The sequence below is a fragment of the Streptomyces sp. NPDC002896 genome (assembly GCF_040295225.1).
Taxonomy (GTDB): Bacteria; Actinomycetota; Actinomycetes; order Streptomycetales; family Streptomycetaceae; genus Streptomyces.
In genome coordinates this window covers 239,499-264,717 of sequence record NZ_JBEOVA010000010.1, presented here as the reverse complement: position 1 = coordinate 264,717, position 25,219 = coordinate 239,499, and the positions used below count along the sequence as shown (strand labels likewise).

Sequence of the window (25,219 nt, the reverse complement as noted above, 5' to 3'; positions counted from 1 at the left end):
CGTGCATGTCGTTCATGCGGTTCATACGGCACCCTCCGACCGCAGGGTCGCGATCTCCTGTTCCGTCAGGCCCAGTTCCGTCAGGAGGGCGTCCGTGTCCGCGCCGTGCGGACGGCCGGCCCAGCGGATGGCGCCGGGGGTCTCGGTGAGGCGGAAGAGGACGTTCTGCATGCGCAGCGGGCCGAGTTCGGGGTCGTCGACGGTCGTGAGCGCGTCGCGGGCCGCGTACTGCGGGTCGCCCATGATGTCGCGTACGTCCTGGACGGGAGCGACCGCCGCCTCCGCTTTGGCGAAGGCCTCGAGCACCTCGTCGCGGGTGCGCCGGGCGATCCACGTGCCGACCGCGTCGTCGAGCACGTCGGCGTGGCGGGCCCGGTCCGCGCCCGTCGCGAACCAGGGCTCGGAGATCAGCTCGGGCCGCCCCACCAGATGCATCACGCGCTCCGCGATGGACTGCGCCGAGGTGGAGACGGCGACCCAGTGCCCGTCGGACGTGCGGTACGTGTTGCGGGGTGCGTTGTTCGCCGACCGGTTGCCGGTCCGCGGCTGGACGTGGCCCAGCTGGTCGTACCAGAGCGGCTGCGGGCCGACCACGGTCAGGATCGGTTCGATGATCGCCATGTCGACGATCTGGCCGCGGCCGGTGCGGTCGCGGGCGTGGAGCGCCGTCATCACCGCGTACGCCGTGGTGATGCCCGCGATCGAGTCGGCGAGGCCGAAGGGGGGCAGTGTCGGCGGGCCGTCCGGGTCACCGGTCACCGCGGCGAAGCCGCTGAGGGCCTCCGCGAGGGTGCCGAAGCACGGCTGGTGCGCGTACGGCCCGAACTGACCGAAGCCCGTGACGCGCGCCAGGACCAGCCGTGGGTTGACCGCGGACAGTTCCTCCCAGCCCAGGCCCCAGCGCTCCAGGGTGCCCGGACGGAAGTTCTCGACGACGACGTCCGCGGTGGCGGCCAGGCGCAGGAGCGTCGCGCGGCCGCCCGCCGTGGACAGGTCGGCGGTCATCGTGCGCTTGTTGCGGCCGAGCAGCTTCCACCACAGGCCGATGCCGTCCTTCGACGGGCCGTGGCCGCGGGACGGATCGGGTCTGCGGGGATGCTCGACCTTGATCACCTCGGCGCCGAAGTCGCCGAGCAGGGTGGCGGCCAGCGGCCCGGCGAAGAGGGTCGCGATGTCGAGTACGCGGAGGCCGGTGAGAGGTGGCGGTTGCTGGGCCGGGGCGGCAGGTTGCTGTGTCCAGGGTGGCCCGGCCGCGGGCTGCTCTGGTGCGGGGTTCGATGCGGGGTTCGATGCGGTGTTCATGAGAGGTGCTCGCCCTGCTTGTCCTGCTGTTCATGCTGCTCCTGCTCCTCGTGCAGGGCGAGTTCGTCGATCTCGCCGCGGCAGGGCATGGCGGCCGACGCTCCGGGCCGCTGCACCGAGAGCGCGGCCGCGGACGACGCCCAGGCCAGGGCCTCGGCCATCGGCCTGCCCTCGCCCAGTGCCACGGCCAGGGAGCCGACGAACTCGTCGCCCGCGCCCGTCGAGTCCACGGCCGTCACGTGCGGAGCCGGGACGGTGATCTTCTCGGCACCCCGGGCGGCGTAGAGACATCCCGACGAACCCAGCGTGACCACGACCTCCGGCACCTGTTCCAGCAGGGCGTCCGCCGCCTCGTACGGGTCGGTGACGCCGGTGAGGGCGGCGGCCTCGTGCTCGTTCGGGACGAGGAGGTCGGTGGCGGCGAGGAGCCCGGCCGGCAGGGGCTGGACGGGCGACGGGGTGAGGACAGTGCGTACACCGTGCCGGCGCGCGGCCTCGGCCGCGGCCAGCACGCCCTCCAAGGGGATCTCCAGTTGCAGCAGCAGCATGTCGGCGAGGGCCAGGACGGCCTCGTCGCCGGGGGCGAGGGACGTGACGGTGCCGTTGGCGCCGGGGATGACGACGATGGCGTTGCCTCCCTCGTCGTCCACGACGATGTGCGCGGTTCCGGACGGGCCCTCCGCGGTGCGCAGCAGGTCGGTGTCCACGCCCGAGTGTTCGAGCGTGGCCCGCAGCTGGGTGCCGTGGGCGTCGGCGCCCACCGCGCCGATCATCGACACCGTGCCGCCTGCGCGGGCCGCGGCCACGGCCTGGTTGGCACCCTTGCCGCCGGGGAGCGTACGGAACTCGCGTCCCGTGACGGTCTCTCCGCGCTGCGGGGCCTTCGCGACGTACGCGACGAGGTCCATGTTCGCGCTGCCGAACACGACGATCTGGGTCATGGGTGACGTGCCTCCCGGTAGGTGACGCGGGCGTGGGTCAGTTGGGCGTGCTGTGACTGGGTGAGCTGGGCATGGGTCAGCTGCGCGAGGGTGTCGAAGCCGATGCCGTCGAAGCCGGCGACGGACGTGGCGAGGCGGTTCTTGAGCGGGGCGGTCCAGCGCTCGGGCAGCGCGTCCGGACGGCCCGCGAGCAGCCCTGCGAGCGAACCGGCGGTCGCGCCGTTCGAGTCGGTGTCCCAGCCGCCCGACACCGCACGGCAGATGGAGCCGGTGAAGTCGCCGTCGGCGTGGGTGAGCGCGGCGGCGAGCAGGGCGGCGTTGGGGATGACGTGCACCCAGTGGTACGTGCCGTACGCGGCGTGCAGCTTGTCGACCACCGTGTCGAAGTCGCCCTCGGATTCAGCGAGTTGGATGCCGTGGCGTACGGCGCGGGCCAGGCGGGAGTCCGGTGGTACGACGGCGAGCCCGGTGCGCAGGCACCCGTGGACGTCGCTTCGCCCACCCGCCGCCTCGGCGATCGCGGCGGCGGCGAACATCGCGCCGTAGGCGCCGTTCGCGGTGTGCGTGAGCACCGCGTCGCGGTGCGCCTGCGCGGCCGCGGTGCCCGGGTCGCCCGGGTGCGTCCAGCCGTGCACGTCGGCGCGGATGAGGGCGCCGATCCACTCCCGGAACGGGTTGCGGTGGCGGGCCGTATGCGGTGGCTCGATGCCGTCGAGGAGGTTGCGGTACGCGATGCGTTCGGCGGTGAACGTGCGGCCGGCGGGGAGTTCGTCGAGCCAGAGCCGGGCCACGTCCGTGGTGGTGAAGTCGGGGCCGTACCGCTGGAGCAACAGGAGGTTCAGCAGCGGGTAGTTGAGGTCGTCGTCCTCCGGCATGCCGTCGATGTTCTCGGCGAGGGATGTGGTGGCGGAGCGGCGGTTCCAGGGGTGTGCGCGGGTCAGGGCGTCGGGGACGCCCTGGGCGGTGAACCAGGTGTTGAGGGGCCAGTTGCCCGTTGCTCGGGCGAGGGCGCGGATGCCATTCAGGGGGAGTTTCTCCACCGGCTTGCCGAGGAGGCAGCCGGTGGCTCTGCCCAGCCAGGCGGCTTCCAGGCGGGGGAGCAAGGGAGTGGTTTCTTCCCCAAGCCCGCCCCTTCCCGGAACTGGGGGTGTGCCCCCAGGCCCCCATGTGAGGGGCTGAGGTCCGCTGTGCCCACTGCCCACAGCGGCGTCGGCGAGCCGCGGCCACTCCGGGCACATCGTCCTGATGTCGGCGAGGTCCGTTGGCTCTGCTTCCGCCAACGGCGTCGGGAGAGCTGCCAGTTCCGTGAGGAGGTGCTCCGCCAGGGTGCGCAGTTCCGGAGTCTTCGGAGTCGGGGACGCGCCCGCCCGGGACGGGGCCTCCGGGCCGCCCGCCGATCGCCAGCGTGCGGCGATGGCCGTCGCGTCGCGGCCGTCCTCCGCCGCCTGCCGTAGCTCGTGGCCGAGCAGGTCCTCGGGCTGGACCCAGGTGAGGCGGAGCGCCGGGCCGGTCGGCGTACTGCCCGGGTGTTGGGGCGGGCCCGTCATCGCAGGCCCGCCATCTCCGCGAACGCGGCCTCGTGGGCGCGGCGGCGGCGTACGTCGCGGGTGAAGACCTCGCGGGTCACCTCCGCGAGTGTCCGTGCCGGTGTGTGCAGATCCAGGCGGCTGGCGTCGGCCACCGCCTTCGCCCATTCGTCCGGTACGTCGGAGCCCAGCGCGCCCGCGAGTGCGCCCGCCATCGTGGCGATCGAGTCGCAGTCCCGGCCGTAGTTGACCGAGCCGAGAACGGCGTGGCGGTAGTCGCCGGCGGCCACGACCAGCATGCCGAGCGCGATGGGCAGTTCCTCGATGGCGTGCAGCCGGGAGGGGCGGCGAGCGCCGAGCGAGGGTGCGCGGTAGTCGGGGCCCACCGTGTCGTACGGCTCGACCGCCGCGCGCAGCGGCGCCAGGGCGGACTCGAACTCCGTGTGGTGGGAGGCGACTTCGCAGACGGCCTCGATCGCGGCGCGCGTGCCGTCCTTCGCGAGGGCCAGGCAGGCGTCGACGACCGACGCGGGCGTCGCGCCGGGCCGGCATGCCGCGGCCACGGCGGCCGCGAAGACACCCGCGGCCTCCCGCCCGTACGACGACTGGTGCGCGCCGGCGACGTCGATCGCCTCCCCGTACGCGCCCCGCGGATCGGCCGCGTTGACCAGGCCGACCGGGGCCATGTACATCGCCGCACCGCAGTTGACGATGTTGCCGCTGCCCGCCTCGCGGGGATCCACATGGCCGTAGTGGAGCCGCGCCACCAGCCACTTCTCGGCGAGGAAGATCCGCTGGAGAGGGAGCGCCTCGGCCTGGAGTTCCGGGATCCACACCGGGCGGCTGATCAGTTCGGGGACGAGGTGCTCGGCCACGGCGTAGGCGTCGAGGTGGTCGCGGACGGTGGCGTAGACGCGTACCAGCGCGTGCGTCATCAGGGTGTCGTCGGTGACGTGCCCGTCGCCCTTGTGGTACGGGGCGATGGGGCGGGCGGTGCGCCAGTCGTCGCCGTGCCAGGGGCCGACGACGCCGTGCACGCGGCCGCCGTGGCGCTCCACGATCTGCTCGGGGGAGTAGCCCTCGACGGGGCCGCCGAGCGCGTCGCCGACGGCGGCGCCGACGAGGCAGCCGGAGATCCGTTCCTCCAGGGTCAGGTCATCGGTAACGCCGTCGGTTACGTCGTTAATGTCCCGCATATGTGAATCATCCCTCTGTGGTGGTCAATTCCGTGTGTGCGAGGTGTTCGGCGAGTTCCACGAGATCCGTGCCGGTGAGGCGGGGAAGGGCGCAGCCGGGGAGGGTGCGGCAGGCGTCGCGCCAGGCGGCGGGCACGGCGTCGCCCCCGCCGAGCGCGCCGGCCAGGGCGCCGGCGAGGGCGGGGGCCGAGTCGGCGACGCGCGACAGGCACGCGGCCGCGGGTACGGCCTCCTGCAGCCGGCCGCGGGCGGCGGCCACTAGTGCGAGGGCGACGGGGACGGTTTCGGCGGCCGCGATTCCGTAGCTGTAGACGTGGTCGACGATCTGGTGCTCGAGGAGCGGTACCAGGCCGAAGGCGCTGTCGGCGGCGCGGGCGAGCTTCAGGGCGTGGCGCGCGTTGCGGCCGACCTCCGTGGGCTCGGGCAGCTGGGCGAGCGCCGCGGCCACGCAGGTGTCGACGTCCGCGCCGCCGAGTGCGGCGGCGACCGCGGCGGCCATGGCGCGGGCGCCGTGCACGCCGTCGCCGTCCTGCGTGTAGCGGGCGTCGAACTCGGCGAGGTCCGCGGCCTCCTCGGGGTCGCCGGGGTGCGCGATCGCGAGCACGCAGGCGCGTACGCAGGCCGCGTCGTCGAAGTAGTGCGGGTTGTCGTGGCCCGTGGCGGGCGGGCGCAGGCCGGTGGCGAGGTTGCCGAGGCCGGCCCGTACGGAGATGCGGGCGCGCAGCTGGAGCACGGCCGACTCGACCTCGGGGGCGCGGTCGGCGGCCGCGGCGACCTCGCCGGCGAGGGCGTTCCAGGACAGGTCGATGGCGGCGCGCATCCGGCGTCCCCGGCCGAGGTCGCCGAGGGCGCTGCTGTCGGCGGCGCACAGCAGGGCCCCGGCGGTGAACGCTGCCCACTCCGCGTCGTCGGAGGGGCCGAGGCGGAGGGGCTCCGGGGGCTGGTTGAGCGCGATGGGCACGGGCAGCGTGGTGGTCGCGTTCTCCTCGGCGAACGTGTCCAGCTCCCGCGTCAGCCGCCGCGTCCATTCGGGCATCCGGGCGGCCCGGTGCCGGGCGGCCGGCCACCCGGCGGCGTCACCTGCGGCGAGCCCGAGCAGGAGGCCTTCGATACGGCGGGCGGGGCGGCGGGCGCCGCCGGCTTCCTGGGCGGCGCCCGTGTCGGCGGCCGGCCCGGAATCTCCGGCGCCGCTCCCTGGGCCGCGGCCCGCTCCGAGACCCCGGGCCGGGGCGGGGGCATTCCTCGGAGCAGTGCCCGTTGCGCCGCCACCGCCACGGAGTCGCCTCTCGCGGGTTCGGGTGCGCGTGGAGGGGGCGCTGCCGGCGCTGCCGGTGTCGCGGGTGAGGCCCGTGTCCGGGGCGATGCCGGTGGGGAAGCTGTCGGCGCGCTCGAGCAGCTGAGCGCCGGACGCGCCATCACCGCCACGGGGTCGCTCCTCGCGCTCGCGCGCTCGGACGGCCGCGGTGGGGCCGCCGTCCGCCGTGCCGGGGGCTCCCGGTCCGGCGGGGGTGGTGTCGGGCGTGGCGGGGGTGGTGTCGGGCGCGGGGACGTCCGGTGTGTCCGGGGTCGTGGCGAGTGCGTACTCATCCGCCGGAGGCACGTAGCCGTCAGCTGCCAGCACGTATCTGGCTGTGGCGCTCGCATCGTCGTAGGCCGCCGGTGTGCGTCCGTGCGGGGTGCGGCCGGGCCCCTTACGCCTCCGCCCACGACCGTCCGCGGCCCGCGTTGCCGGTGCACGTTCCGCGCGAGGTGCCTGGTCGGTTGGGGTCTGGCGTGGGCTTGCGGGGCGGCGGGGAGGGGCCTCGCCATCGGGTACGTAGCCGTCGGCTTCCGGCGTCGTCGGCGTGCGTCCGGTCCGAGGTGTCTGGTCGGCCGGGGCCGGGCGTGGGCTGCCGGGGCGGCCGGGAGCGGCCTCGCTGTCGGGCAGGTAGCCGTCGGCTTCCGGCGTTGTCGGCGTGCGTCCCGCTCGAGGTGTCTGGTCGGCCGGGGCCGGGCGTGGGCTGCCGGGGCGGCCGGGAGCGGCCTCGCCACCAGGCACGTAGCCGTCGGCTTCCGGCGTTGTCGGCGTGCGTCCCGCCCGCGGTGTCTCTTCGGCCGGGGCCCGGCGTGGGCCCGCCGGGCGGCCGGGGGACGCGGCCTCGCCATCGGGTACGTAGCCGTCGGCTTCCGGCGTCGCCGGTGTCGGGCCTGCGTGGCGGGTGTCGCCCTCAGGTGGGTGGTTGCGGCCTCTGGGGCCGGTCGGTACGTCCATGTCGGTCACGGAGCCGCCCCCTCGTCGGGATCGGCCATGTCCACCGGGCTGCCGTTCACAACCGGCCTGCCGGGATCGCACTGCGGATCAGGGGGACGGTGGGGATCAGACGGGCGGTCGGGATCACCCGATCCCGACCCCGCCCCCGCCCCCGACGCCGATCCCGACCCCGCCCCCGACGCCGATCCCGACCGCGGCCCCGGCCGAACGCCCGCACTCAGCCACCGCCCCGCCCCGGCCCCCGACCAGGCTCCCGACCGCCCCGCCGCGCGTTCCTCCGGTGTCAGCAGGTCCGCGACCTCCAGGACGTGGTGGCCCTTCATCGACGGCAGGCACGTCCCCCTGGCCGGGCCGATGGCGGTCGCCCAGTCCGCGGGGATCGCCGAGATGCCGCACGTGGCGCCGGCCAGGGCGCCCGCGACGGCCGCCGTGGTGTCGGCGTCGCGCCCCATGTTGACCGCGGTCAGTACCGCCTGGACGAACGCGCCGTCGGCCGCCGCATACGCGCCGAAGGCGAGGGCCACGGCCTCGGGCGCAAGATCGGTCCACGGGTAGCCGCCGATGACGACGGCCCGGCGGACCGCCCGCTCGCCGCGGTGCGCGACGGCCACCGCGCGGCGCAGGGAGCGCGCCGTCCAGGAGTCGTCGGGCACGACGGAGAGCGCGGAGGCCACCACCGCCACCGTGGGTGCCCCGGCCATCGCCGCCGCGACGCCCGCGGCCACCGCCTGACCGCCGTAGATGCCCTCCCCGTCATGGCTGACCGAGCCGTCGATCGCGACGAGCCGGGCCGCCTCGGCGGGGCGGCCCGCGGCGAACACGCCGAACGGCGCGGCGCGCATCGCGAGGCCGTCGCTCCACGCGTGCCGGTGCTGCGCGGAGATGGGGGCCGCAAGCCCGCGCCGCAGGTTCTCCAGCGTGCCCCGCTCACTGAAGCCGGCCCCCTTGAAGGGGCCCTCGTCCCGGTCGGCGATCCACTGGTGCCAGGCCGCCTCCACGTGCGCCACGGTGAGCCCGGAGCCGTACCGGGCGAGGAGCAGCCCCGAGAAGATCGCGTACTCGGTGTCGTCCGTGCCCGACGGACGCTCGGCGACGTATCCCGTGATACGGCCCCAGCGGCGGCGGATCTGGGACGGCTTCATGTTCTCCGCGGGCGCGCCCAGCGCGTCGCCGACGGCGAGGCCGAGCAGCGCACCCCGCCCCCGCTCACGGAGCTCTGCCGCTCCACCCGGTGCCGGGACCGAAGGAATACGGGCAATGGACGCCATGCGGGCCTCTCTGCGGGTCTGCGGTCTGCGGGCGCAGTTCCGTCCTGCGCGCCGGTCCCTCCAGGACGGACCGGCCGGGCCGGCACGCGACGCTGCCCGCCGGCCCTTTCCTGGATCTCTGCCACGCCGGGCGGCGGGCAGGAGCCCCGGAGCCCCAGCGTCACCCCTTCGACATCTGTGCGCGAGCTCGTACCGATGAGCGTCAGGGGTCCTGTGCGGGCCCTCGCCCAGCCCCGCAACTACCGCAAAAGCGCAGGTAAGTACGGCCTTCCTTGCTAGCGGGGACCATTTTCCGCGCGTACTTTCGACGGTGTTGAGGGCTTGAAGACCTGAAGGGTCGATCACCGCAACCATCGATTGAGGAACCACGACGCCGATCAGCTCCGCGAGAGCGGCGCCGGTTCAGGCGTGAAAGAGGGGGCACGACCGGCATGTCCATCATCGACACCGAAGCGGCACTGCACGAGGCGCACCGCGACAACCACACCCACCGTGACGTCAACGGTGGCTGGCTGCGCCCCGCCGTCTTCGGCGCGATGGACGGCCTCGTGTCCAATCTGGCCCTGATCACCGGTGTCGCCGGAGGATCCGTGGCGCACGGGACCATCGTCCTCACGGGCCTCGCCGGCCTCGCCGCCGGAGCCTTCTCGATGGCCGCGGGCGAGTACACCTCCGTCGCCTCGCAGCGTGAGCTCGTCGAGGCGGAGCTCGCCGTCGAGCGCCGGGAGCTCAGGAAGCACCCGAAGGACGAGGAGAAGGAGCTCGCCGCGCTCTACGTGTCGCGCGGCGTCGAGCCCGGACTCGCCCGCGAGGTCGCCAGACAGCTGTCGAAGGACCCCGAGCAGGCCCTGGAGATACACGCACGCGAGGAGCTCGGCATCGACCCCGGCGACCTGCCCTCGCCCACCGTCGCCGCCGTCTCGTCCTTCGGGTCCTTCGCGCTGGGCGCCCTGCTGCCGGTGCTGCCATATCTGCTCGGGGCCACCGCCCTGTGGCCCGCGCTGGTGCTCGCGTTGCTCGGGCTCTTCCTCTGCGGGGCCGTCGTGGCGAAGGTCACTGCCCGGTCCTGGTGGTTCAGCGGGCTGCGGCAGCTGGCCCTGGGCGGCGCCGCCGCAGGTGTGACGTACGTCCTGGGTAATCTGTTTGGTACAGCCCTAGGATGAGGGGCTATACAGGGGACTGCATAAGTAGTCGTTACCCCATGGTTTCAGCCCCATAACCGCTGGGCATGAGCCGTAAGCACTTGCGGGCAAGGACGCCCGCCTGCCTTGGGCCGACGTCGCGGATCTTGTCCGTATTGGATCCGTAATAGTCCCCTCTCCATCGCCAGCCAGCGATGTCCGCATGCTGGAACGAGCTATCCCGTTTCCGATAGTCGTTCCATCATGTAACCTGCGTGAAATTTTGCAGAGGGCCAGCGTCGTCCCTCGGCACCTGCTATATGCCACGACGACGACGGGAGAGCCGATGCGTACGCCGCGCCAGCCGTCCCTGCATTCCGCGACCGACAGGTCCGCCTGGTCGCACATGGATGCACGCCCTGCTGCGCAGGGTATGTACGACCCGCGCAATGAGCATGACGCCTGCGGCGTCGGCTTCGTGGCGACCCTCACCGGTGAGGCGAGCCACACGCTGGTCGAGCAGGCGCTCACGGTTCTGCGGAACCTGGAGCACCGCGGCGCCACCGGCTCCGAGCCCGACTCCGGCGACGGTGCCGGAATCCTGTCGCAGGTCCCGGACGCTTTCTTCCGCGAGGTCGTGGACTTCGAGCTGCCCGCCGCGAGCTCGTACGCGGCCGGTATCGCATTCCTGCCGCTCGAGGACAACGCCGGCGCGGTCGCGCAGATCGAGGCCATCGCCGCCGAGGAGGGCCTGACGGTCCTGGGCTGGCGCGAGGTCCCGGTCGCCCCCGAGCTGCTCGGTGCCACCGCCCGTTCGACGATGCCGGCCTTCCGGCAGATCTTCGTCACCGACGGCGCCTCGGAGGGCATCGCGCTCGACCGCAAGGCCTTCGTGCTGCGCAAGCGCGCCGAGCGCGAGACCGGTGTGTACTTCCCGTCGCTCTCGGCCCGCACCATCGTCTACAAGGGCATGCTGACCACCGGCCAGCTGGAGCCCTTCTTCCCGGACCTGTCCGACCGCCGCTTCGCCTCCGCGGTCGCGCTCGTGCACTCCCGGTTCTCGACGAACACCTTCCCGAGCTGGCCGCTCGCCCACCCGTACCGCTTCGTCGCGCACAACGGCGAGATCAACACGGTCAAGGGCAACCGCAACTGGATGGAGGCCCGCGAGTCGCAGCTGGTCTCCGACCTGTTCGGCGACAAGGACCTCGAGCGGATCTTCCCGATCTGTACGCCCGACGCCTCCGACTCCGCGTCCTTCGACGAGGTCCTGGAGCTGCTGCACCTCGGCGGCCGGTCACTGCCGCACAGCGTGCTGATGATGATCCCCGAGGCGTGGGAGAACCACGACTCGATGGACCCGGCCCGCCGCGCCTTCTACCAGTACCACTCCACGCTGATGGAGCCCTGGGACGGCCCGGCCTGCGTCACCTTCACCGACGGCACCCAGGTCGGCGCGGTCCTCGACCGCAACGGTCTGCGCCCGGGCCGCTACTGGGTCACCGACGAGGGCCTCGTCGTCCTCGGCTCCGAGGTCGGCGTCCTCGACATCGACCCGTCCAAGGTCGTCCGCAAGGGCCGTCTGCAGCCCGGCAAGATGTTCCTCGTCGACACCGCCGAGCACCGCATCATCGAGGACGACGAGATCAAGGCCGCCCTCGCCGCCAAGCAGCCGTACCAGGAGTGGCTGGAGGCCGGCGAGATCGAGCTCTCCGACCTGCCCGAGCGCGAGCACATCGTGCACACCCACGCCTCGGTCACCCGCCGCCAGCAGACCTTCGGGTACACCGAGGAGGAGCTGCGCGTCATCCTCGCGCCGATGGCCAAGGCCGGCGCGGAGCCGATCGGCTCCATGGGTACGGACAGCCCGATCGCGGCCCTGTCCGAGCGCCCGCGGCTGCTCTTCGACTACTTCACCCAGCTGTTCGCGCAGGTCACCAACCCGCCGCTGGACGCCATCCGCGAGGAGCTCGTCACCTCGCTGCTTTCGTCCCTCGGCCCCGCGAGCAACCTGCTGGAGCCGACCGCGGCCTCCTGTCGCTCGGTCACCCTGCCCTTCCCGGTGATCGACAACGACGAGCTGGCCAAGCTCATCCACATCAACGCCGACGGCGACATGCCGGGCATGAAGGCCGCGACCCTGTCCGGTCTGTACCGGGTCTCCGGCGGCGGTGAGGCGCTGGCCGCGCGGATCGAGGAGATCTGCGCCGAGGCCGACGCCGCCATCGACAACGGCGCCCGCCTGATCGTCCTGTCGGACCGCCACTCGGACGCCGAGCACGCGCCGATCCCGTCGCTGCTGCTCACCGCGGCCGTCCACCACCACCTCATCCGCACCAAGCAGCGCACCCAGGTGGGCCTGCTGGTCGAGGCCGGCGACGTCCGCGAGGTCCACCACGTCGCGCTGCTGATCGGCTACGGCGCCGCGGCCGTCAACCCGTACCTGGCGATGGAGTCCGTCGAGGACCTCGTCCGGGCGGGAACGTTCCTCCCCGGCGTCGAGCCCGAGCAGGCCATCCGCAACCTGATCTACGCCCTGGGCAAGGGCGTGCTGAAGGTCATGTCCAAGATGGGCATCTCGACCGTCGCCTCCTACCGCGGCGCGCAGGTCTTCGAGGCCGTCGGTCTCGACGACGCCTTCGTCGAGAAGTACTTCAACGGCACCGCCACCAAGATCGGCGGCGTCGGCATCGACGTCATCGCCGACGAGGTCGCCGCCCGCCACGCCAAGGGGTACCCGGCCTCCGGCATCGCCCCGGCGCACCGCGCGCTGGAGATCGGCGGCGAGTACCAGTGGCGCCGCGAGGGCGAGCCGCACCTGTTCGACCCGGAGACGGTCTTCCGCCTGCAGCACGCCACGCGCACGCGCCGCTACGACATCTTCAAGAAGTACACGGACCGCGTGAACGAGCAGTCCGAGCGGCTGATGACGCTGCGCGGCCTGTTCGGCTTCACGTCCGACCGCCCCTCGATCCCGGTCGAGGAGGTCGAGCCGGTCTCGGAGATCGTCAAGCGGTTCTCCACCGGCGCCATGTCGTACGGCTCCATCTCCAAGGAGGCGCACGAGACCCTCGCCATCGCCATGAACCAGCTGGGCGGCAAGTCCAACACCGGTGAGGGCGGCGAGGACGCCGACCGTCTGTACGACCCGGCGCGCCGCTCCGCGATCAAGCAGGTCGCGTCCGGCCGCTTCGGTGTGACCTCCGAGTACCTGGTCAACGCCGACGACATCCAGATCAAGATGGCCCAGGGCGCCAAGCCCGGTGAGGGCGGCCAGCTGCCCGGCCACAAGGTCTACCCGTGGGTCGCCAAGACCCGGCACTCGACGCCGGGCGTGGGCCTGATCTCCCCGCCGCCGCACCACGACATCTACTCCATCGAGGACCTGGCTCAGCTGATCCACGACCTCAAGAACGCCAACCCGGCCGCCCGCATCCACGTGAAGCTGGTGTCCGAGGTCGGTGTCGGCACGGTCGCCGCGGGCGTCTCCAAGGCGCACGCGGACGTGGTCCTGATCTCCGGCCACGACGGCGGTACGGGCGCCTCGCCGCTCACCTCGCTGAAGCACGCGGGCGGCCCCTGGGAGCTCGGCCTCGCCGAGACCCAGCAGACGCTGCTGCTCAACGGCCTGCGCGACCGCATCGTCGTGCAGACCGACGGCCAGCTGAAGACCGGCCGCGACGTCGTCATCGCCGCGCTGCTGGGCGCCGAGGAGTTCGGTTTCGCGACCGCGCCGCTCGTCGTCTCCGGCTGCGTCATGATGCGCGTCTGCCACCTGGACACCTGCCCGGTCGGTATCGCCACGCAGAACCCGACCCTGCGGGAACGGTTCGCGGGCAAGGCCGAGTACGTCGTGAACTTCTTCCAGTTCATCGCCGAGGAGGTCCGCGAGATCCTCGCGGAGCTGGGCTTCCGCTCCATCGAGGAGGCCGTCGGCCACGCCGAGGCGCTCGACGTCACGCGCGCCGTCGACCACTGGAAGGCGCAGGGCCTGGACCTGGCCCCGCTCTTCCACGTGCCCGCGCTGCCCGACGGCGCGGTGCGCCACCAGCTCATCGAGCAGGACCACGGCCTGGAGAAGGCGCTCGACAACGAGCTGATCAAGCTCGCCGCCGACGCGCTCGCCGTGGACTCGGCGAACGACGCCCAGCCGGTGCGCGCCCAGGTCGCCATCCGCAACATCAACCGCACGGTCGGCACCATGCTCGGCCACGAGGTGACGAAGAAGTTCGGTGGCGCGGGCCTGCCCGACGACACCATCGACATCACCTTCACCGGCTCCGCGGGCCAGTCGTTCGGTGCGTTCCTGCCGCGCGGTGTGACGCTGCGGCTGGAGGGCGACGCCAACGACTACGTCGGCAAGGGCCTGTCCGGCGGCCGTGTGATCGTCCGCCCGGACCGGGGCGCCGACCACCTCGCCGAGTACTCGACGATCGCGGGCAACACCATCGCGTACGGCGCGACCGGCGGTGAGCTGTTCCTGCGCGGCCGCACCGGCGAGCGGTTCTGCGTCCGCAACTCCGGCGCCACCGTCGTCTCCGAGGGTGTGGGCGACCACGGCTGCGAGTACATGACCGGTGGCCGCGCGGTGGTCCTCGGCGAGACCGGCCGCAACTTCGCGGCGGGCATGTCCGGCGGTATCGCGTACGTGATCGACCTGGACCGCAGCAACGTCAACTCCGGCAACCAGGGCGCCGTCGAGGCCCTCGACGACGCCGACAAGCAGTGGCTGCACGACGTGGTGCGCCGCCACCAGGAGGAGACGGGCTCGACCGTCGCCGAGAAGCTCCTTGCCGAGTGGGACACCGCCGTGGACCGCTTCAGCAAGATCATTCCCGGCACCTACAAGGCAGTGCTCGCCGCCAAGGACGCCGCCGAGCGAGCCGGGCTCTCCGAGTCCGAGATCACCGAGAAGATGATGGAGGCGGCGATCAATGGCTGACCCCAAGGGCTTTCTGAACCACGGCCGTGAGGTCGCCAAGTCCCGCCCGGTGAACGAGCGCCTCAAGGACTGGAACGAGGTCTACGTCGCCGGCTCGCTGCTGCCGATCATCTCCAAGCAGGCGTCGCGCTGCATGGACTGCGGTATCCCGTTCTGTCACAACGGGTGTCCGCTCGGGAACCTGATCCCCGAGTGGAACGACTACGCGTACCGCGAGGACTGGGGGGCCGCGTCCGAGCGCCTGCACGCCACGAACAACTTCCCGGAGTTCACGGGCCGCCTGTGCCCCGCTCCGTGCGAGTCGGCGTGTGTGCTCGGCATCAACCAGCCGGCCGTCACCATCAAGAACGTCGAGGTCTCGATCATCGACAAGGCGTGGGACAGCGGCGATGTCGAGCCGCAGGCCCCCGAGCGCCTGTCGGGCAAGACCGTCGCCGTGATCGGCTCGGGCCCGGCGGGCCTGGCCGCCGCCCAGCAGCTGACCCGGGCGGGCCACACGGTCGCGGTGTACGAGCGCGCGGACCGCATCGGCGGTCTGCTCCGCTACGGCATCCCCGAGTTCAAGATGGAGAAGCGCCACATCAACCGCCGCATCGAGCAGATGCGCGCGGAGGGCACCCGCTTCCGCACCGGCATCGAGATCGGCCGCGACCTGACGGCGACGGACCTGAAGAAGCGCTACGACGCGGTCGTCATCGCCGCCGGTGCCACCACGGCCCGCGACCTGCCGGTCCCCGGCCGCGAGCTCAAGGGCGTCTACCAGGCGATGGAGTACCTGCCCCTGGCCAACAAGGTCCAGGAGGGCGACTTCGTGGCGCCTCCGATCTCCGCCGAGGGCAAGCACGTCGTCGTCATCGGCGGCGGCGACACCGGCGCGGACTGCGTGGGCACCGCCCACCGCCAGGGCGCGGCCTCGGTGACGCAGCTGGAGATCATGCCCCGCCCGAACGACGAGCGGAACAAGGTCAGCCAGCCCTGGCCGACCTTCCCGATGCTGTACAAGGTCACCTCCGCGCACGAGGAGGGCGGCGAGCGGGTCTACTCCGTCTCCACCACCCACTTCGAGGGCGACGAGGACGGCAACGTCCAGTGGCTGCACCTCATCGAGGTCGAGTTCGTCGACGGCAAGCTGACCCAGAAGCCGGGCACCGAGCGGAAGATCCCCGCTCAGCTGGTCACGCTGGCCATGGGCTTCACTGGCACCGACCGTGAGAACGGGCTTGTCGAGCAGCTCGGCCTGGGCCTCGACGAGCGCGGCAACGTCGCCCGCGACGCCGACTTCCAGACCAACGTCCCCGGCGTCTTCGTCGCCGGTGACGCGGGCCGCGGCCAGTCCCTCATCGTGTGGGCGATCGCGGAGGGCCGTTCGGCCGCCCGCGGTGTCGACCGCTTCCTGACGGGCGCGAGCGACCTGCCGGCGCCGATCCGTCCGACGGACCGCGCACTGATGGTCTGACGGCCCGTCAACAAAACGTCCCGTACAAAGGCGTACGGAACACCCTGCGGCGCCTGCCCTTGTCCCCGACCGGACGTTGGGCGGGCGCCGTGCATTTGCTTTTGATGTCCCCCCAGCCCGCCTGATCGGCCTGGCGGGCTCGTTCCCGGGGGAAACTCACTCGGCCCGCCCCCCGCTGTCGTCCGGCCACACCCCGATATGGTCCTGCTCCAGCTCCAGCATCACCCGGTGCTCCATACCGAGCGCTGCGGTGTACTCGGCGGGCAACTGCAGCCGCCCGGCCCGGTCCAGCATCGCGTACTCCCGGGCCACCAAGGACTCCTGCCCCTCCTCGTCGACCTCCGTGCGGCGCAGCACCTCCGTCGAGGTGCGCCCGTCGCGGATCGCGACCGTACGGCGCACCTCCCCGGCGACCGCCTGGTCGTGCGTGACGATCACGACGGTCGTGCCCAGCTCCTCGTTGGCCCGGCGGAACGCCGCGAATACCTGCTGCCCGGTCGCGGAGTCCAGCTCGCCGGTCGGCTCGTCGGCGAGGAGTACGGACGGTGAGTTGGCGAGGGCGACGGCGATGGCGACGCGCTGCTGCTGCCCGCCGGACATCTGCTGCGGACGGCGGTCACGGCAGTCGGCGACCCCGAGCATCGCCAGCAGCTCCTCGGCCCGCTCGCCCCGCTTCTTCCTGCGGCCCCGGCCACCACCACCCCGCAACTGCATCGGCAGCGCCACATTCTGGGCCGCCGTCAGGTAGGGGAGCAGATTGCGTGCCGTCTGCTGCCACACGAAGCCGACGACCTCGCGGCGGTAGCGCAACCGCGCTTTCGCGTCCATCGTGAGCAGATCGCGGCCCGCGACCTTCGCGGCGCCCGCGGTAGGTACGTCGAGGCCCGCGAGGATGTTCACCAGGGTCGACTTTCCGCTGCCGGAGGCGCCGACCAGGGCCATCAACTCGCCCTCGCGGACCAGGAGATCGAGCCCCTGGAGCGCCTGCACCTCCACCCCGGAGGCAGCCCCTTTCCTTCCCGGGGAGCCGCCCCCCGACCCCCGGCCGGAGAAGATGCGGACCAGCCGGTCGCAGACGATCAGCGCGTCATGCCCGTACGAGGGCCCGTCGCGGTGGGCCGCCGCCCGCTGCTCCAGCTCGGCCAGGGTCGTCCGCGAGGTCGTCGTCCGGGTCATCGCATGCCTCCTGCCCTGAGTTCGTCGATCGGTGTGCGGCGCCCCGCCCACCAGGCCTGCGCGGCGGCGACCGCCCCCGCGAGCAGCACCATGCCCGCCGCGGGCAGCGCCAGCGACCACACGTCGATGCCCAGCGACGCACCGGCCGCCCCTGCGTGGCCGCGTGCGGCGGCCAGGGCGAGGCGGTCCAGGTCGACGCCGGGCGCGAGCAGCCGGACCGTGGCCCAGCCGGCGGCCATGCCCCCTCCGGCCGCGAGCAGCGCCTGGGGCAGCGCCTCCAGGCCGATCAGCCGGCGGCCCTGGCGGCTCGTGAGGCCCAGGGTCCGAAGCCGGGCCAGCAGCGCGGACCGGTCCGGCGCGGCCTGGAGGAAGAAGAGCAGCAGGGCGAGTACGGCGTAGCCCGCACCGGCCGCGACGGCGGCGGCGTAGACCCGCTCGGCGCCTGTCTGCAGCGGCGAGTCGGAGAGCGCCGCCCGTTCCTCGCCGCGCAGCGTCAGCGTCACGGAAAGGCCCTTCGCGGAGCCGCGCACGGCCGCCCGCAGCTCCTGCGCGTCGAGCGTGCCACCGGTGGCGAGCAGCGTCGTCGGGGCGGAGCGCTCCAGGCCCGCGGAATCGACCAGCAGGAATCCGGTGCCGGGGGCGGCCGGCGTCCGGGACCGCACGGCGGCGATCCGCACCGTGACATCACCGGCCGGGGATGTGATCCGGCGCGGTGCGCGGCCGAGCCGCTCCGCGACGCCGGGTGAGGCGACGGCGTTCAGCATGCCACCCGTGCCCTTCAACGCGTTGGCGGGGAAGGGCCCGAGACCCAGTTGCCGGGCCAGCCGGGCGTACGACTCCGGTTCGACCGCGATCAGCGTCAGCGACTTCTTCTCGCCGGAGTCGGTCGCGCCGGACATCGATAGTTCCGCGGTGCGTTCGATCCGCACGGCCGTCACCTCCCATACGCCGGCAACTCCCCGTACTGCCTTTTCCACTCCGGCCGGGAGCGGAGCCGCATCGCCCGTGGTGGAGATCCGTGCGTCCGCGCCCGTGGCCAGCAGCGCCGCCCGGTCCCGGGCATCCGAGACGCCGGCGAGTACGGAACCCCCGAACGCCGCTGTCGTCAGGGCCATCAGCAGGGCCAGCAACGGCAGCACGGCGCCGGTCGCCGGCGCGCGGCCCGCGCGGGCCAGCGACAGAAAACCCACCGCCCCGCGCAACCGCCCGGCCGGGCGGGCGGCCCACCGCAGCGGCAGCGGATACAGCCGTACCAGCACCAGCGCCGCAACCAGCCCCACCAGCACCGGAGCAGCGCTCACCAGAAGGTCCCCCGCGCCGGCCGTGCCGCGTCGGCGGAGCGCCACGACCGAGCCGACGGCCAGGACCAGCGCGGTGAGTTCGGCGACCGTGCGGCGCCTGCCCGGCCTGGCGTGGGCGAGATCGTCGCGCTCGCCGTGCGCCCGCGGTCTGCGGTGCGCCATGGCCGCACGCATCGGCAGCACGGCGCAGGCGAGCAGCGCGACGGCGGCCGCGCCGAGCACGGCGGGCAGCAGCCGGGCCTCGTCCACGGCGAGTACGGCGAGCAGCAGACCGCAGGCGGCCGCGGGCAGCGCCACCACCCCGGTCTCGGCGAGGAGCCGTCCGGCGATGCCGCGCAGGGAGCCGCCACGCGCGCGCAGCAGGGCGAGTTCGGCGGCGCGGCGGGCCGCGATCAGCCCGCCGGTCATGGCCAGCACGACGGCGGCGACCGCTCCGAGCCCGAATACCGCGACCGCGACGACGGGCGTGATCGCCTCACGCGTCTCCGTATACGAGCCGACGACCGTCTCCAGGTCGGTGCTGAACGCCGCGGTGACACCCGCGACCTGACGCATCGTCAGCAGCCCGGGACCGCCTTCGAGAGACGCGATCCGGTCGACGAGCTCCGGGGCGTCCTGTGCAGTGAGCCGTCCGGCGGCGGGGGCGAACCGCCAGTACCGCTCCGGCTTTCCCTGGCTGCCGAGGAGTGCGGGGGCGGCGCCGGGCGCCAGCAGGAGGCCCGCCTCCCAGTAGAACTGCGGGGTGCTGGTCGGCAGAGCGGCCATGGCAGGGGTACGCAGGGCCGGTTCCGCGGACCAGTAGCCGCCCTGCGGGCGGCGGGGTTCGACGATCCCGGTGATCCGCACGGCCAGCGGCCGGCTCGGGAAGCCGCCCAGGCTGACGACGGAGCCGACACGCAGACGCATGACCCGGGCGGTCTCCGCGGTCGCGGCGGCCTCCACCTCCCTGGTGTTCTCGGTCACGGCTCCGTCGGCGGTCGGCAGCCGCCCGTTTCGTACGGTGGCGTGGCCGGCGAGGTCCGACTGCGCGGCCAGCGTGAAGCGGGGCGGCGCGTTGAGCCGCGGCAGCCATCTGTCCAGCCCGACGAGGCTTTCGGAGGTCCGCACCCCGTACGCCGACTGCGCGGTGTCCGCCCGCAGCGGCTCGGGCAGCCTGCCGAGTGCCTTGCGGTGGACGGCCGCAAGCGCTTCGGGCCGCAGCGCCTTCTCCCGTGCGGGCTGCGGGAACTCCAGCCCCGGCTGCGGCGCGCTCAGCTCCAGCACGGTGGAGGCCGGTGGGGCACCGGCGATGTCCTGGCGCAGCCCTTCGGCCTCGTATGCGTCGACGGCCCGCGGCAGTACGGCTGCGAGGAAAGCCGTGACCAGCACGAGCACACCGAAGGCGACGGCCGTCCCGGGGGCGGTCCGCATGCGCGTCCGCACCCAGGGCGCGACACTGCGCTCTCTCCGCTGACGGGGCTCCTCGCGGTCAGGCGCGATGCTCATCTCAGCTGTCCCCCTGGTGGCGGAGCGCGACCGCGGGGTCGGCGCGGCGGACGGCTGACGCGGCGGTGATCAGCAGGGGCAGGGCCGCGACGCCCGCGAGGAGCAGGCTCACCTGGGCCACCGGGAGTTCGACGAGGACGTGGGGGACCGGCCGGGCGGCCTGCGGCGTCAGCACGATCAGGGGCACGACGGCCCGCGTCAGGACGGTCCCGAGCCCGAGACCGGTGAGCAGACCGACCCCGATCAGCAGGCTCTGCTCCACGGCGACCAGCCTGGCGAGATCCCGGCGGGCCGCGCCCAGGGCACGGAGAACGGCGAACTCCGCGGACCGTTCCCGCCGCGCACCGGCGGCACTCACCGCGAAGCCCCCGGCGGCCAGGGCCGCGGCGGCCACCGCCACCGCCATCAGCGCCGAACGCGGCCCGGCGCCGAGCGGGTCGCCCAGCAGCTCGGTTGCGGCCTCATCACGTACCAGCACCTGGTCAGGGTCGATGTCGGGGCGGGCCCGCAGCGCCGACGCGACCTCTGCGGCCCTGCCGGGGGCGGCGCTCAGCCACCACTCGTTGGGCGCGAGCGGAGTGCTCGCGCGGTGGGCCAACACCGCGTTGACGGCGCGTAGATCGAGCAGCAGCGCACCGCCGTCCGGGGACCCGGCTCCGCCGTCGGCACCCGCTTCAGCAGAGCCCGCCCCGTCCCCGGCGCCCACCTCGTCTCCGGCACCCGCCCCGGCCGTGCCCGTTCCGGTCGTCGGCAGCTCCCTGACCGACCCCACGATCGTCACCGGCAGCTGCTCCCCGGCGGCCACCGTCACGTCGACGCTCTCGCCGCGCTGGGCCCCCGCCGCGCGCAGAAAGCCCTGCGTGGCGACGGCGGCGATCCGCGCCGGAGGAGCGGCCCGCGCGACATCGACGCGGACGGTGAACACCGGCGGGTCGGCGGGCGACTCGTCGCTCCCGTGCCCTGCGCCCGTTCCGTAGGAGACCGTCAGCGGCGCCGTCTTCGACGCGCCCGGATCCAGGGCCGCCGGCGGGCGTACCTCCCCGTTCCTCGTCTCGGTCCTGCTGCCCTGCCACCGCACCCCGGCGGGCACGACGACCGCGCGGTCGGCCCCGCCGGAGCCCGTGGACAGCATCCTTTCGACGGTGAGCCGGTGCTGCTCGGGCCTCTCGGCGGGTGCCGTGCCGTCGAGCTGCAGCCCGGTCACACGGAGCGGCCCGGCCGGGGCGGCACGGCTGCCCGACGCCGACACATCCAGATCGAGGGTCACCCGGTGGACCCGGCCGTCGACGGGGATCTCCCCGGCACCCAGCCGGTATGCGATGCCGTAGCGGTCCTCGACGACGACCGTGATCAGCGGTGCGAGCCCGGATCGGGAACGGCCCGTCTTCGCCCCCTCGTCGGTGATCCGCACGTCGAGTGCGAGCCGCCGGGTGCCGTCGGGCAGCAGCACCGCGGGCTCGGTCGCCTTCTCGCGCGGCGCGACCGCCCGCAGCAGCCGCTCCACGGGCTCATCGGCGAGATCAGCGCGCATCAGCATCCCCTCGCGGGCGTGGGCCGTGTCCAGCGCGAGAACCGTCGCCGTACGGCCGCCGGAGAGGTCCGTGGTGGTGCGGTGCGCGGGCGCGGCATCCCGTACCCCGGGCAGCGTGGCGTAGAGACCGGTCTGGCCGGGGCCGCCCGGCCGGCTGTCCAGCACCCGTACGGAAGCGCCCGTCCCGAAGTCCGCCTGGTCGCCCTGCGACCGGCTCCACGACGCGCTCTGCCCGATCGCCGGCATCCCGGCCGCCACGGCGAGGACCAGCAGCAGCACCGGCCCCGCCCCGCGCAGCGGACGTCGGCTGAACTGCCAGCCCGCGAGCGCCGCCGGAAGTCCTCGCCCGCCCGCGGCCCGCCGCTCCGCGAGCCGCGCGGCGAGCGGCAGCAGACGCAGCGTCAGCACCGCGCCGGCCAGCAGCGCCAGAGCGGGCGCCGCGACCAGCAGCGGATCGATGCCCAGGCCGCCCTCGTGGTCACGGCTGAGCGCGCCGCCGCCGAACGAGCCGGTCTGCCGGTCGAGTTGCCAGTACGCCACCGCCGCGATCAGGAGCAGCCCGACATCGGCCCCGGCGCGCACGGGCGCGGCCGTCGCCGCGGCACGGACCCGCCGCAGCCGTAGCGGCCCACCCGCGGTCGCGGCCAGCGCGGGTGCGACGACCGTCGCCGCGCAGCACACCGCGACCCCGGCCGCGACCAGCCAGACCCGGCTCGCGGGAGCGTCCCCGAGCCGGGGCCCGATCCGCTCCAGCGACGACCAGCGCGCGAGCAGCCGCACCAGCGGGCCTGACAGCAACGCGGCGCAGGCCGCAGCCGGGACGGCCAGCAGCAGCGCCTCCAGCGCGGCGAGGCCCGCGATGCGGCGGCGCGAACCGCCCCGCGCCCTCAGCAGATCGGTCTCGCCCGCCCGCTCGGTGTCGAGCAGCCGGGCCACCAGCAGCAGCGCGTACCCGGCGAGCAGCATCAGCTGGACGGAGACGATCATCAGCGTGGACCGGGACACGAGCAGCGCACGTCCGGTCCGGTCGAGTACGGCAGGCAGCGCGGTCCGCACGGTTGCGCCGTCACCGAACGCCGGGTCCCTGCGCAGCGCTTCGGGCCCGCGCACGGACGCCTCGCGCAGCGCACCGATCCCGCCGGTGGTGATGGTCCGGTAGTCGGCGGTCGCCACCCACCCGGTGGTGCCCGCGGAGGTGCGCCCTGAGGCGAGGACGGACGGGTCGGTGAGCAGCGGCCCGTAGGTGGTGAAGAGCACGGTGCGGACCCCGCGGCCGCCGAGAGTGTCCAGCTGCCAGTACGGATCGGTGCTGTCCACCGGCCGGTACACGCCGGTCACCCGGACCGTCAGGGGCGCGCCGCCCAGCCGGTCGGTGAGCGTGATCCGCTCGCCGGGCCGCAGCTTCAGCCGATCGGCGGCGGCTTCGGGCAGCGCGACGGGTACGGCAGCGGTGCGCGCCGCCGGGGCCCGGTCCGGCAGCGTGCCCGAGACAAGCCTGATCCGCGACCGGTCCAGGGCGGCGAAGTGCGTGAGGTCCGGCTGTCCCGCGCGTGCATCGGCGTCCTGCAGGGAGCGAGGCAGTGCGTACGGCCCGGAACGTTCCAGCTTCCGCACGGTCACCGGCAGCCCGTCGAAGGTCCCCCGCGCACCTCGGACCACTGCCTCCTGCGCCGCGTTCCGCGCGTCCCTGGGTACGTTCGCGCTGATGACGAGGGAGGCGGAGGCCGCGGCCCGGCCGCGCAGGGTGTTCCGCAGCGCCGCGTCCCCGACGGCACCGGAGAACGCGGTCAGCGCGGCGAGCACCGAGGTGGTCAGCAGCACCGCGAGAAGGGCGGCGGCGAGCAGCAGCCGATGCGTTCGAACGCGCAGCAGTAAGAAGCCCGTCACCCTTCCCCCCACGTGATTGCCGAGCTGCCCTCTCGTCAACCCGGCATGCATATCACGGTGTTCGCATTCCGGGATATGCGCTCAAGCGCAGAAGTGCTCCCGAGGCTCGGGTCCAGTGCTCTTGACGCTCCTGGCTCGTTCCGTGTGGGATGCACCGATGACGGAGAACGCCAGCACGCAGTCCGGTGCCGCCCTCGCGGGAGATCCGTCCGGGGAACCGATGGTGCGGGTGGAGAACCTGCACCATTCGTACGGCACGGGCGCCGTGGCCGTGCATGCGCTGCGCGGCGCATCCTTCGACATCCGCCGCGGCGAGCTGGTCGCCCTCAAAGGCCGTTCGGGCTCCGGCAAGACGACACTGCTCCATCTCATCGGCGGACTGGACTCACCGGACCGCGGCCGCATCGTCATCGACGGCACGGATCTGTCCGCCCTCGGCGAGAACGAGCTCCTGGAACTGCGCCGCGACCGCATCGGCTACGTCTTCCAGTCCTTCGGGCTCATCCCCATCCTCACCGCGGCCGAGAACGTGGGCGTACCCCTGCGGCTCCGCAAAACCGATCCACGCGAACGCGAGGAGCGAGTGGCACTGCTGCTCGCCCTGGTGGGCCTCGCCGACCACACGGCCCAGCGCCCGGCCGAACTCTCCGGCGGGCAGCAGCAGCGTGTGGCCATCGCCCGGGCCCTCGCCAACCGACCGGCCCTGCTGCTCGCCGACGAGCCGACCGGGCAGCTGGACGCCCAGACCGGCCTGGCGGTCATGGAACTGCTGCGGGCCGTGGTCCGCAGCGAGGGCGTCACGGCGCTGGTCGCCACGCACGACCCCCAGCTGCTGGGCCTTGCAGACCGCGTACTGGAACTGAGCGACGGCGAGGTCGTCGAGCACTGAAGGTACGGCAGCCGACGGCTACGGCACCCGGAACGTCTCCCCGTACACCTGCCACACCAGCGGAGTGTGCAGGTCCAGGTTGCCGTCGTAGAGGAACCGCCGCTGCGCCGTGTCGATGCGGGATGTGTCGCGGTCGGGCTTCTTGTACCTCATCGCCTTGCGGCGGACGTCCAGGAAGATGTCCAGGTACGCCTTCTCCTTGCCGCCCTCGGCAGGCGTGTCGGCCTCGGCCATGGCGGCCTCGCGCAGGCCGTAGAAGCCGCGCGGTCCCGTGCCGGGGCCGTGCAGCACCATCGCGTCGTAGTAGATGAACTGGCCGAGAGTGCCGAGCCCGTCGAGCTTCGCCAGGCGCACCGCCGGGTCGAAGTAGATCTCGTCCCGGAAGTCCTCCTGGGCCTTCCGGAACTCCGCCTTCTGCGCCTCCTTCACCCAGGCCTCCGGGAAACCGGGGTCCAGGCCCTTGTGGGAGCCGGTGCCGTCGACCTTGCGCAGGGCGGGCAGATAGCGGGCGAGGCCGTTGTCCGGGTGGGACTTGGTGTACCGCTCGACGAGCGTGAGCAGGTCGTGCGTGCCGGTGGTGAAGCCGATGACGCCCGCCGTGTAGCCGCGGCCGTCGCCGATGTCCTCGATGTAGTCGTACTGGCCGCGCCAGTCGAGCGTGGAGTTCTCGGCGCTCGCCACGATCTGCTGCGCCAGCTCCTTCTTGTCGGCCGCGGCGAGACCCGGCGGCAGCTTCGCGATCAGGGCGTCTTCCTTCGCCCGCTCGGAGGCCGACGACGCACCGGCTGACCTGCTCGGGGCAGCGGAGACCTTGGGGCCCTTGTCGTCCTGCGAGTCACCCGAGCCGGAGCCGGTCCCGAAGAGAAAAACGGCCGCTGTGGCCACGGGGGCGACGGCGAGGAAGAGACAGCCAGCACGCTTCATAAGGGCACAGGGTACGGGCGGCC

Annotated in this window: 14 protein-coding genes; 4 read left to right on the top strand and 10 right to left on the bottom strand. The window is 73.3% G+C overall.

What is annotated here, in order from left to right; genetic code table 11:
- Positions 1–21: 21 nt before the first annotated feature.
- The 6 genes from ABT009_RS20850 to ABT009_RS20825 all read right to left on the bottom strand — a co-directional run bounded on the left by ABT009_RS20850 (position 22) and on the right by ABT009_RS20825 (position 8,484).
- A complete protein-coding gene (locus tag ABT009_RS20850; RefSeq protein ID WP_351296652.1) occupies positions 22–1,302 on the bottom strand; it encodes a CaiB/BaiF CoA transferase family protein in 1,281 nt (426 codons plus the stop codon).
- Positions 1,299–2,243: a ribokinase gene (gene rbsK / locus ABT009_RS20845; RefSeq protein ID WP_351296649.1), complete on the bottom strand. Its 945-nt coding sequence runs from the start codon at positions 2,241–2,243 to the stop codon at positions 1,299–1,301. The genes ABT009_RS20850 and rbsK overlap by 4 nt, the downstream gene beginning before the upstream one ends.
- Complete coding sequence (locus tag ABT009_RS20840; protein WP_351296646.1) at positions 2,240–3,790, bottom strand: ADP-ribosylglycohydrolase family protein; 1,551 nt, start codon at positions 3,788–3,790, stop codon at positions 2,240–2,242. The genes rbsK and ABT009_RS20840 overlap by 4 nt, the downstream gene beginning before the upstream one ends.
- Positions 3,787–4,965, bottom strand: coding sequence for an ADP-ribosylglycohydrolase family protein (locus ABT009_RS20835; RefSeq protein WP_351296643.1), 1,179 nt, complete (start codon positions 4,963–4,965; stop codon positions 3,787–3,789). The genes ABT009_RS20840 and ABT009_RS20835 overlap by 4 nt, the downstream gene beginning before the upstream one ends.
- A gap of 7 nt (positions 4,966–4,972) precedes the next feature.
- The gene (locus ABT009_RS20830; RefSeq protein WP_351296640.1) at positions 4,973–6,586 is read right to left on the bottom strand and encodes an ADP-ribosylglycohydrolase family protein; all 1,614 of its coding nucleotides are present in this window, start codon (positions 6,584–6,586) and stop codon (positions 4,973–4,975) included.
- 635 nt (positions 6,587–7,221) lie between these two features.
- A complete protein-coding gene (locus ABT009_RS20825) occupies positions 7,222–8,484 on the bottom strand; it encodes an ADP-ribosylglycohydrolase family protein (protein WP_351296637.1) in 1,263 nt (420 codons plus the stop codon).
- A 431-nt stretch (positions 8,485–8,915) separates the two neighbouring features.
- Between ABT009_RS20825 and ABT009_RS20820 the strand changes: the two genes are divergently transcribed.
- From ABT009_RS20820 to ABT009_RS20810, 3 genes are all read left to right on the top strand, one after another.
- Positions 8,916–9,647, top strand: a complete 732-nt coding sequence (locus ABT009_RS20820; protein WP_351296634.1) for a VIT1/CCC1 transporter family protein — start codon at positions 8,916–8,918, stop codon at positions 9,645–9,647.
- A 304-nt stretch (positions 9,648–9,951) separates the two neighbouring features.
- Positions 9,952–14,547 (top strand): glutamate synthase large subunit, encoded by a 4,596-nt coding sequence (gene gltB, locus ABT009_RS20815; protein ID WP_351296631.1) that lies wholly within the window; start codon positions 9,952–9,954, stop codon positions 14,545–14,547.
- A complete protein-coding gene (locus ABT009_RS20810) occupies positions 14,540–16,003 on the top strand; it encodes a glutamate synthase subunit beta (protein WP_351296628.1) in 1,464 nt (487 codons plus the stop codon). Before gltB ends, ABT009_RS20810 begins: the two co-directional genes overlap by 8 nt.
- A gap of 156 nt (positions 16,004–16,159) precedes the next feature.
- Here ABT009_RS20810 and ABT009_RS20805 read toward each other — a convergent pair whose 3' ends face one another.
- Genes ABT009_RS20805 through ABT009_RS20795 form a run of 3 tightly spaced genes read right to left on the bottom strand, consistent with a single transcriptional unit; the run spans position 16,160 to position 23,383 of the window.
- Positions 16,160–17,179, bottom strand: a complete 1,020-nt coding sequence (locus tag ABT009_RS20805; protein WP_351296625.1) for an ABC transporter ATP-binding protein — start codon at positions 17,177–17,179, stop codon at positions 16,160–16,162.
- Positions 17,176–19,965: a thioesterase domain-containing protein gene (locus ABT009_RS20800; protein ID WP_351296622.1), complete on the bottom strand. Its 2,790-nt coding sequence runs from the start codon at positions 19,963–19,965 to the stop codon at positions 17,176–17,178. Before ABT009_RS20800 ends, ABT009_RS20805 begins: the two co-directional genes overlap by 4 nt.
- Before the next feature lies 1 nt (position 19,966).
- Positions 19,967–23,383, bottom strand: a complete 3,417-nt coding sequence (locus ABT009_RS20795; protein ID WP_351296619.1) for an FtsX-like permease family protein — start codon at positions 23,381–23,383, stop codon at positions 19,967–19,969.
- A 157-nt stretch (positions 23,384–23,540) separates the two neighbouring features.
- Here ABT009_RS20795 and ABT009_RS20790 point away from each other — a divergent pair, with 157 nt between their 5' ends.
- Positions 23,541–24,272 carry an ABC transporter ATP-binding protein gene (locus ABT009_RS20790; protein WP_351296616.1) on the top strand — a complete coding sequence of 244 codons (732 nt, stop codon included), beginning with the start codon at positions 23,541–23,543 and terminating at the stop codon, positions 24,270–24,272.
- Between the two features lie 18 nt (positions 24,273–24,290).
- On the opposite strand, the gene ABT009_RS20785 is transcribed toward ABT009_RS20790, so the two are convergent.
- Complete coding sequence (locus tag ABT009_RS20785) at positions 24,291–25,196, bottom strand: chitosanase (protein WP_351296613.1); 906 nt, start codon at positions 25,194–25,196, stop codon at positions 24,291–24,293.
- Between the last annotated feature and the right edge of the window lie 23 nt (positions 25,197–25,219).

What these genes read in the sequence shown, in the direction of transcription:
- ABT009_RS20805 (WP_351296625.1), bottom strand. Translation starts at nt 17,179, where the DNA reads ATGACCCGGACGACGACCTCGCGGACGACCCTGGCCGAGCTGGAGCAG.
- ABT009_RS20785 (WP_351296613.1), bottom strand. Translation starts at nt 25,196, where the DNA reads ATGAAGCGTGCTGGCTGTCTCTTCCTCGCCGTCGCCCCCGTGGCCACA.
- ABT009_RS20835 (WP_351296643.1), bottom strand. Translation starts at nt 4,965, where the DNA reads ATGCGGGACATTAACGACGTAACCGACGGCGTTACCGATGACCTGACC.
- ABT009_RS20825 (WP_351296637.1), bottom strand. Translation starts at nt 8,484, where the DNA reads ATGGCGTCCATTGCCCGTATTCCTTCGGTCCCGGCACCGGGTGGAGCG.
- rbsK (WP_351296649.1), bottom strand. Translation starts at nt 2,243, where the DNA reads ATGACCCAGATCGTCGTGTTCGGCAGCGCGAACATGGACCTCGTCGCG.
- ABT009_RS20790 (WP_351296616.1), top strand. Translation starts at nt 23,541, where the DNA reads ATGACGGAGAACGCCAGCACGCAGTCCGGTGCCGCCCTCGCGGGAGAT.
- gltB (WP_351296631.1), top strand. Translation starts at nt 9,952, where the DNA reads ATGCGTACGCCGCGCCAGCCGTCCCTGCATTCCGCGACCGACAGGTCC.
- ABT009_RS20810 (WP_351296628.1), top strand. Translation starts at nt 14,540, where the DNA reads ATGGCTGACCCCAAGGGCTTTCTGAACCACGGCCGTGAGGTCGCCAAG.
- ABT009_RS20850 (WP_351296652.1), bottom strand. Translation starts at nt 1,302, where the DNA reads ATGAACACCGCATCGAACCCCGCATCGAACCCCGCACCAGAGCAGCCC.
- ABT009_RS20800 (WP_351296622.1), bottom strand. Translation starts at nt 19,965, where the DNA reads ATGAGCATCGCGCCTGACCGCGAGGAGCCCCGTCAGCGGAGAGAGCGC.
- ABT009_RS20840 (WP_351296646.1), bottom strand. Translation starts at nt 3,790, where the DNA reads ATGACGGGCCCGCCCCAACACCCGGGCAGTACGCCGACCGGCCCGGCG.
- ABT009_RS20820 (WP_351296634.1), top strand. Translation starts at nt 8,916, where the DNA reads ATGTCCATCATCGACACCGAAGCGGCACTGCACGAGGCGCACCGCGAC.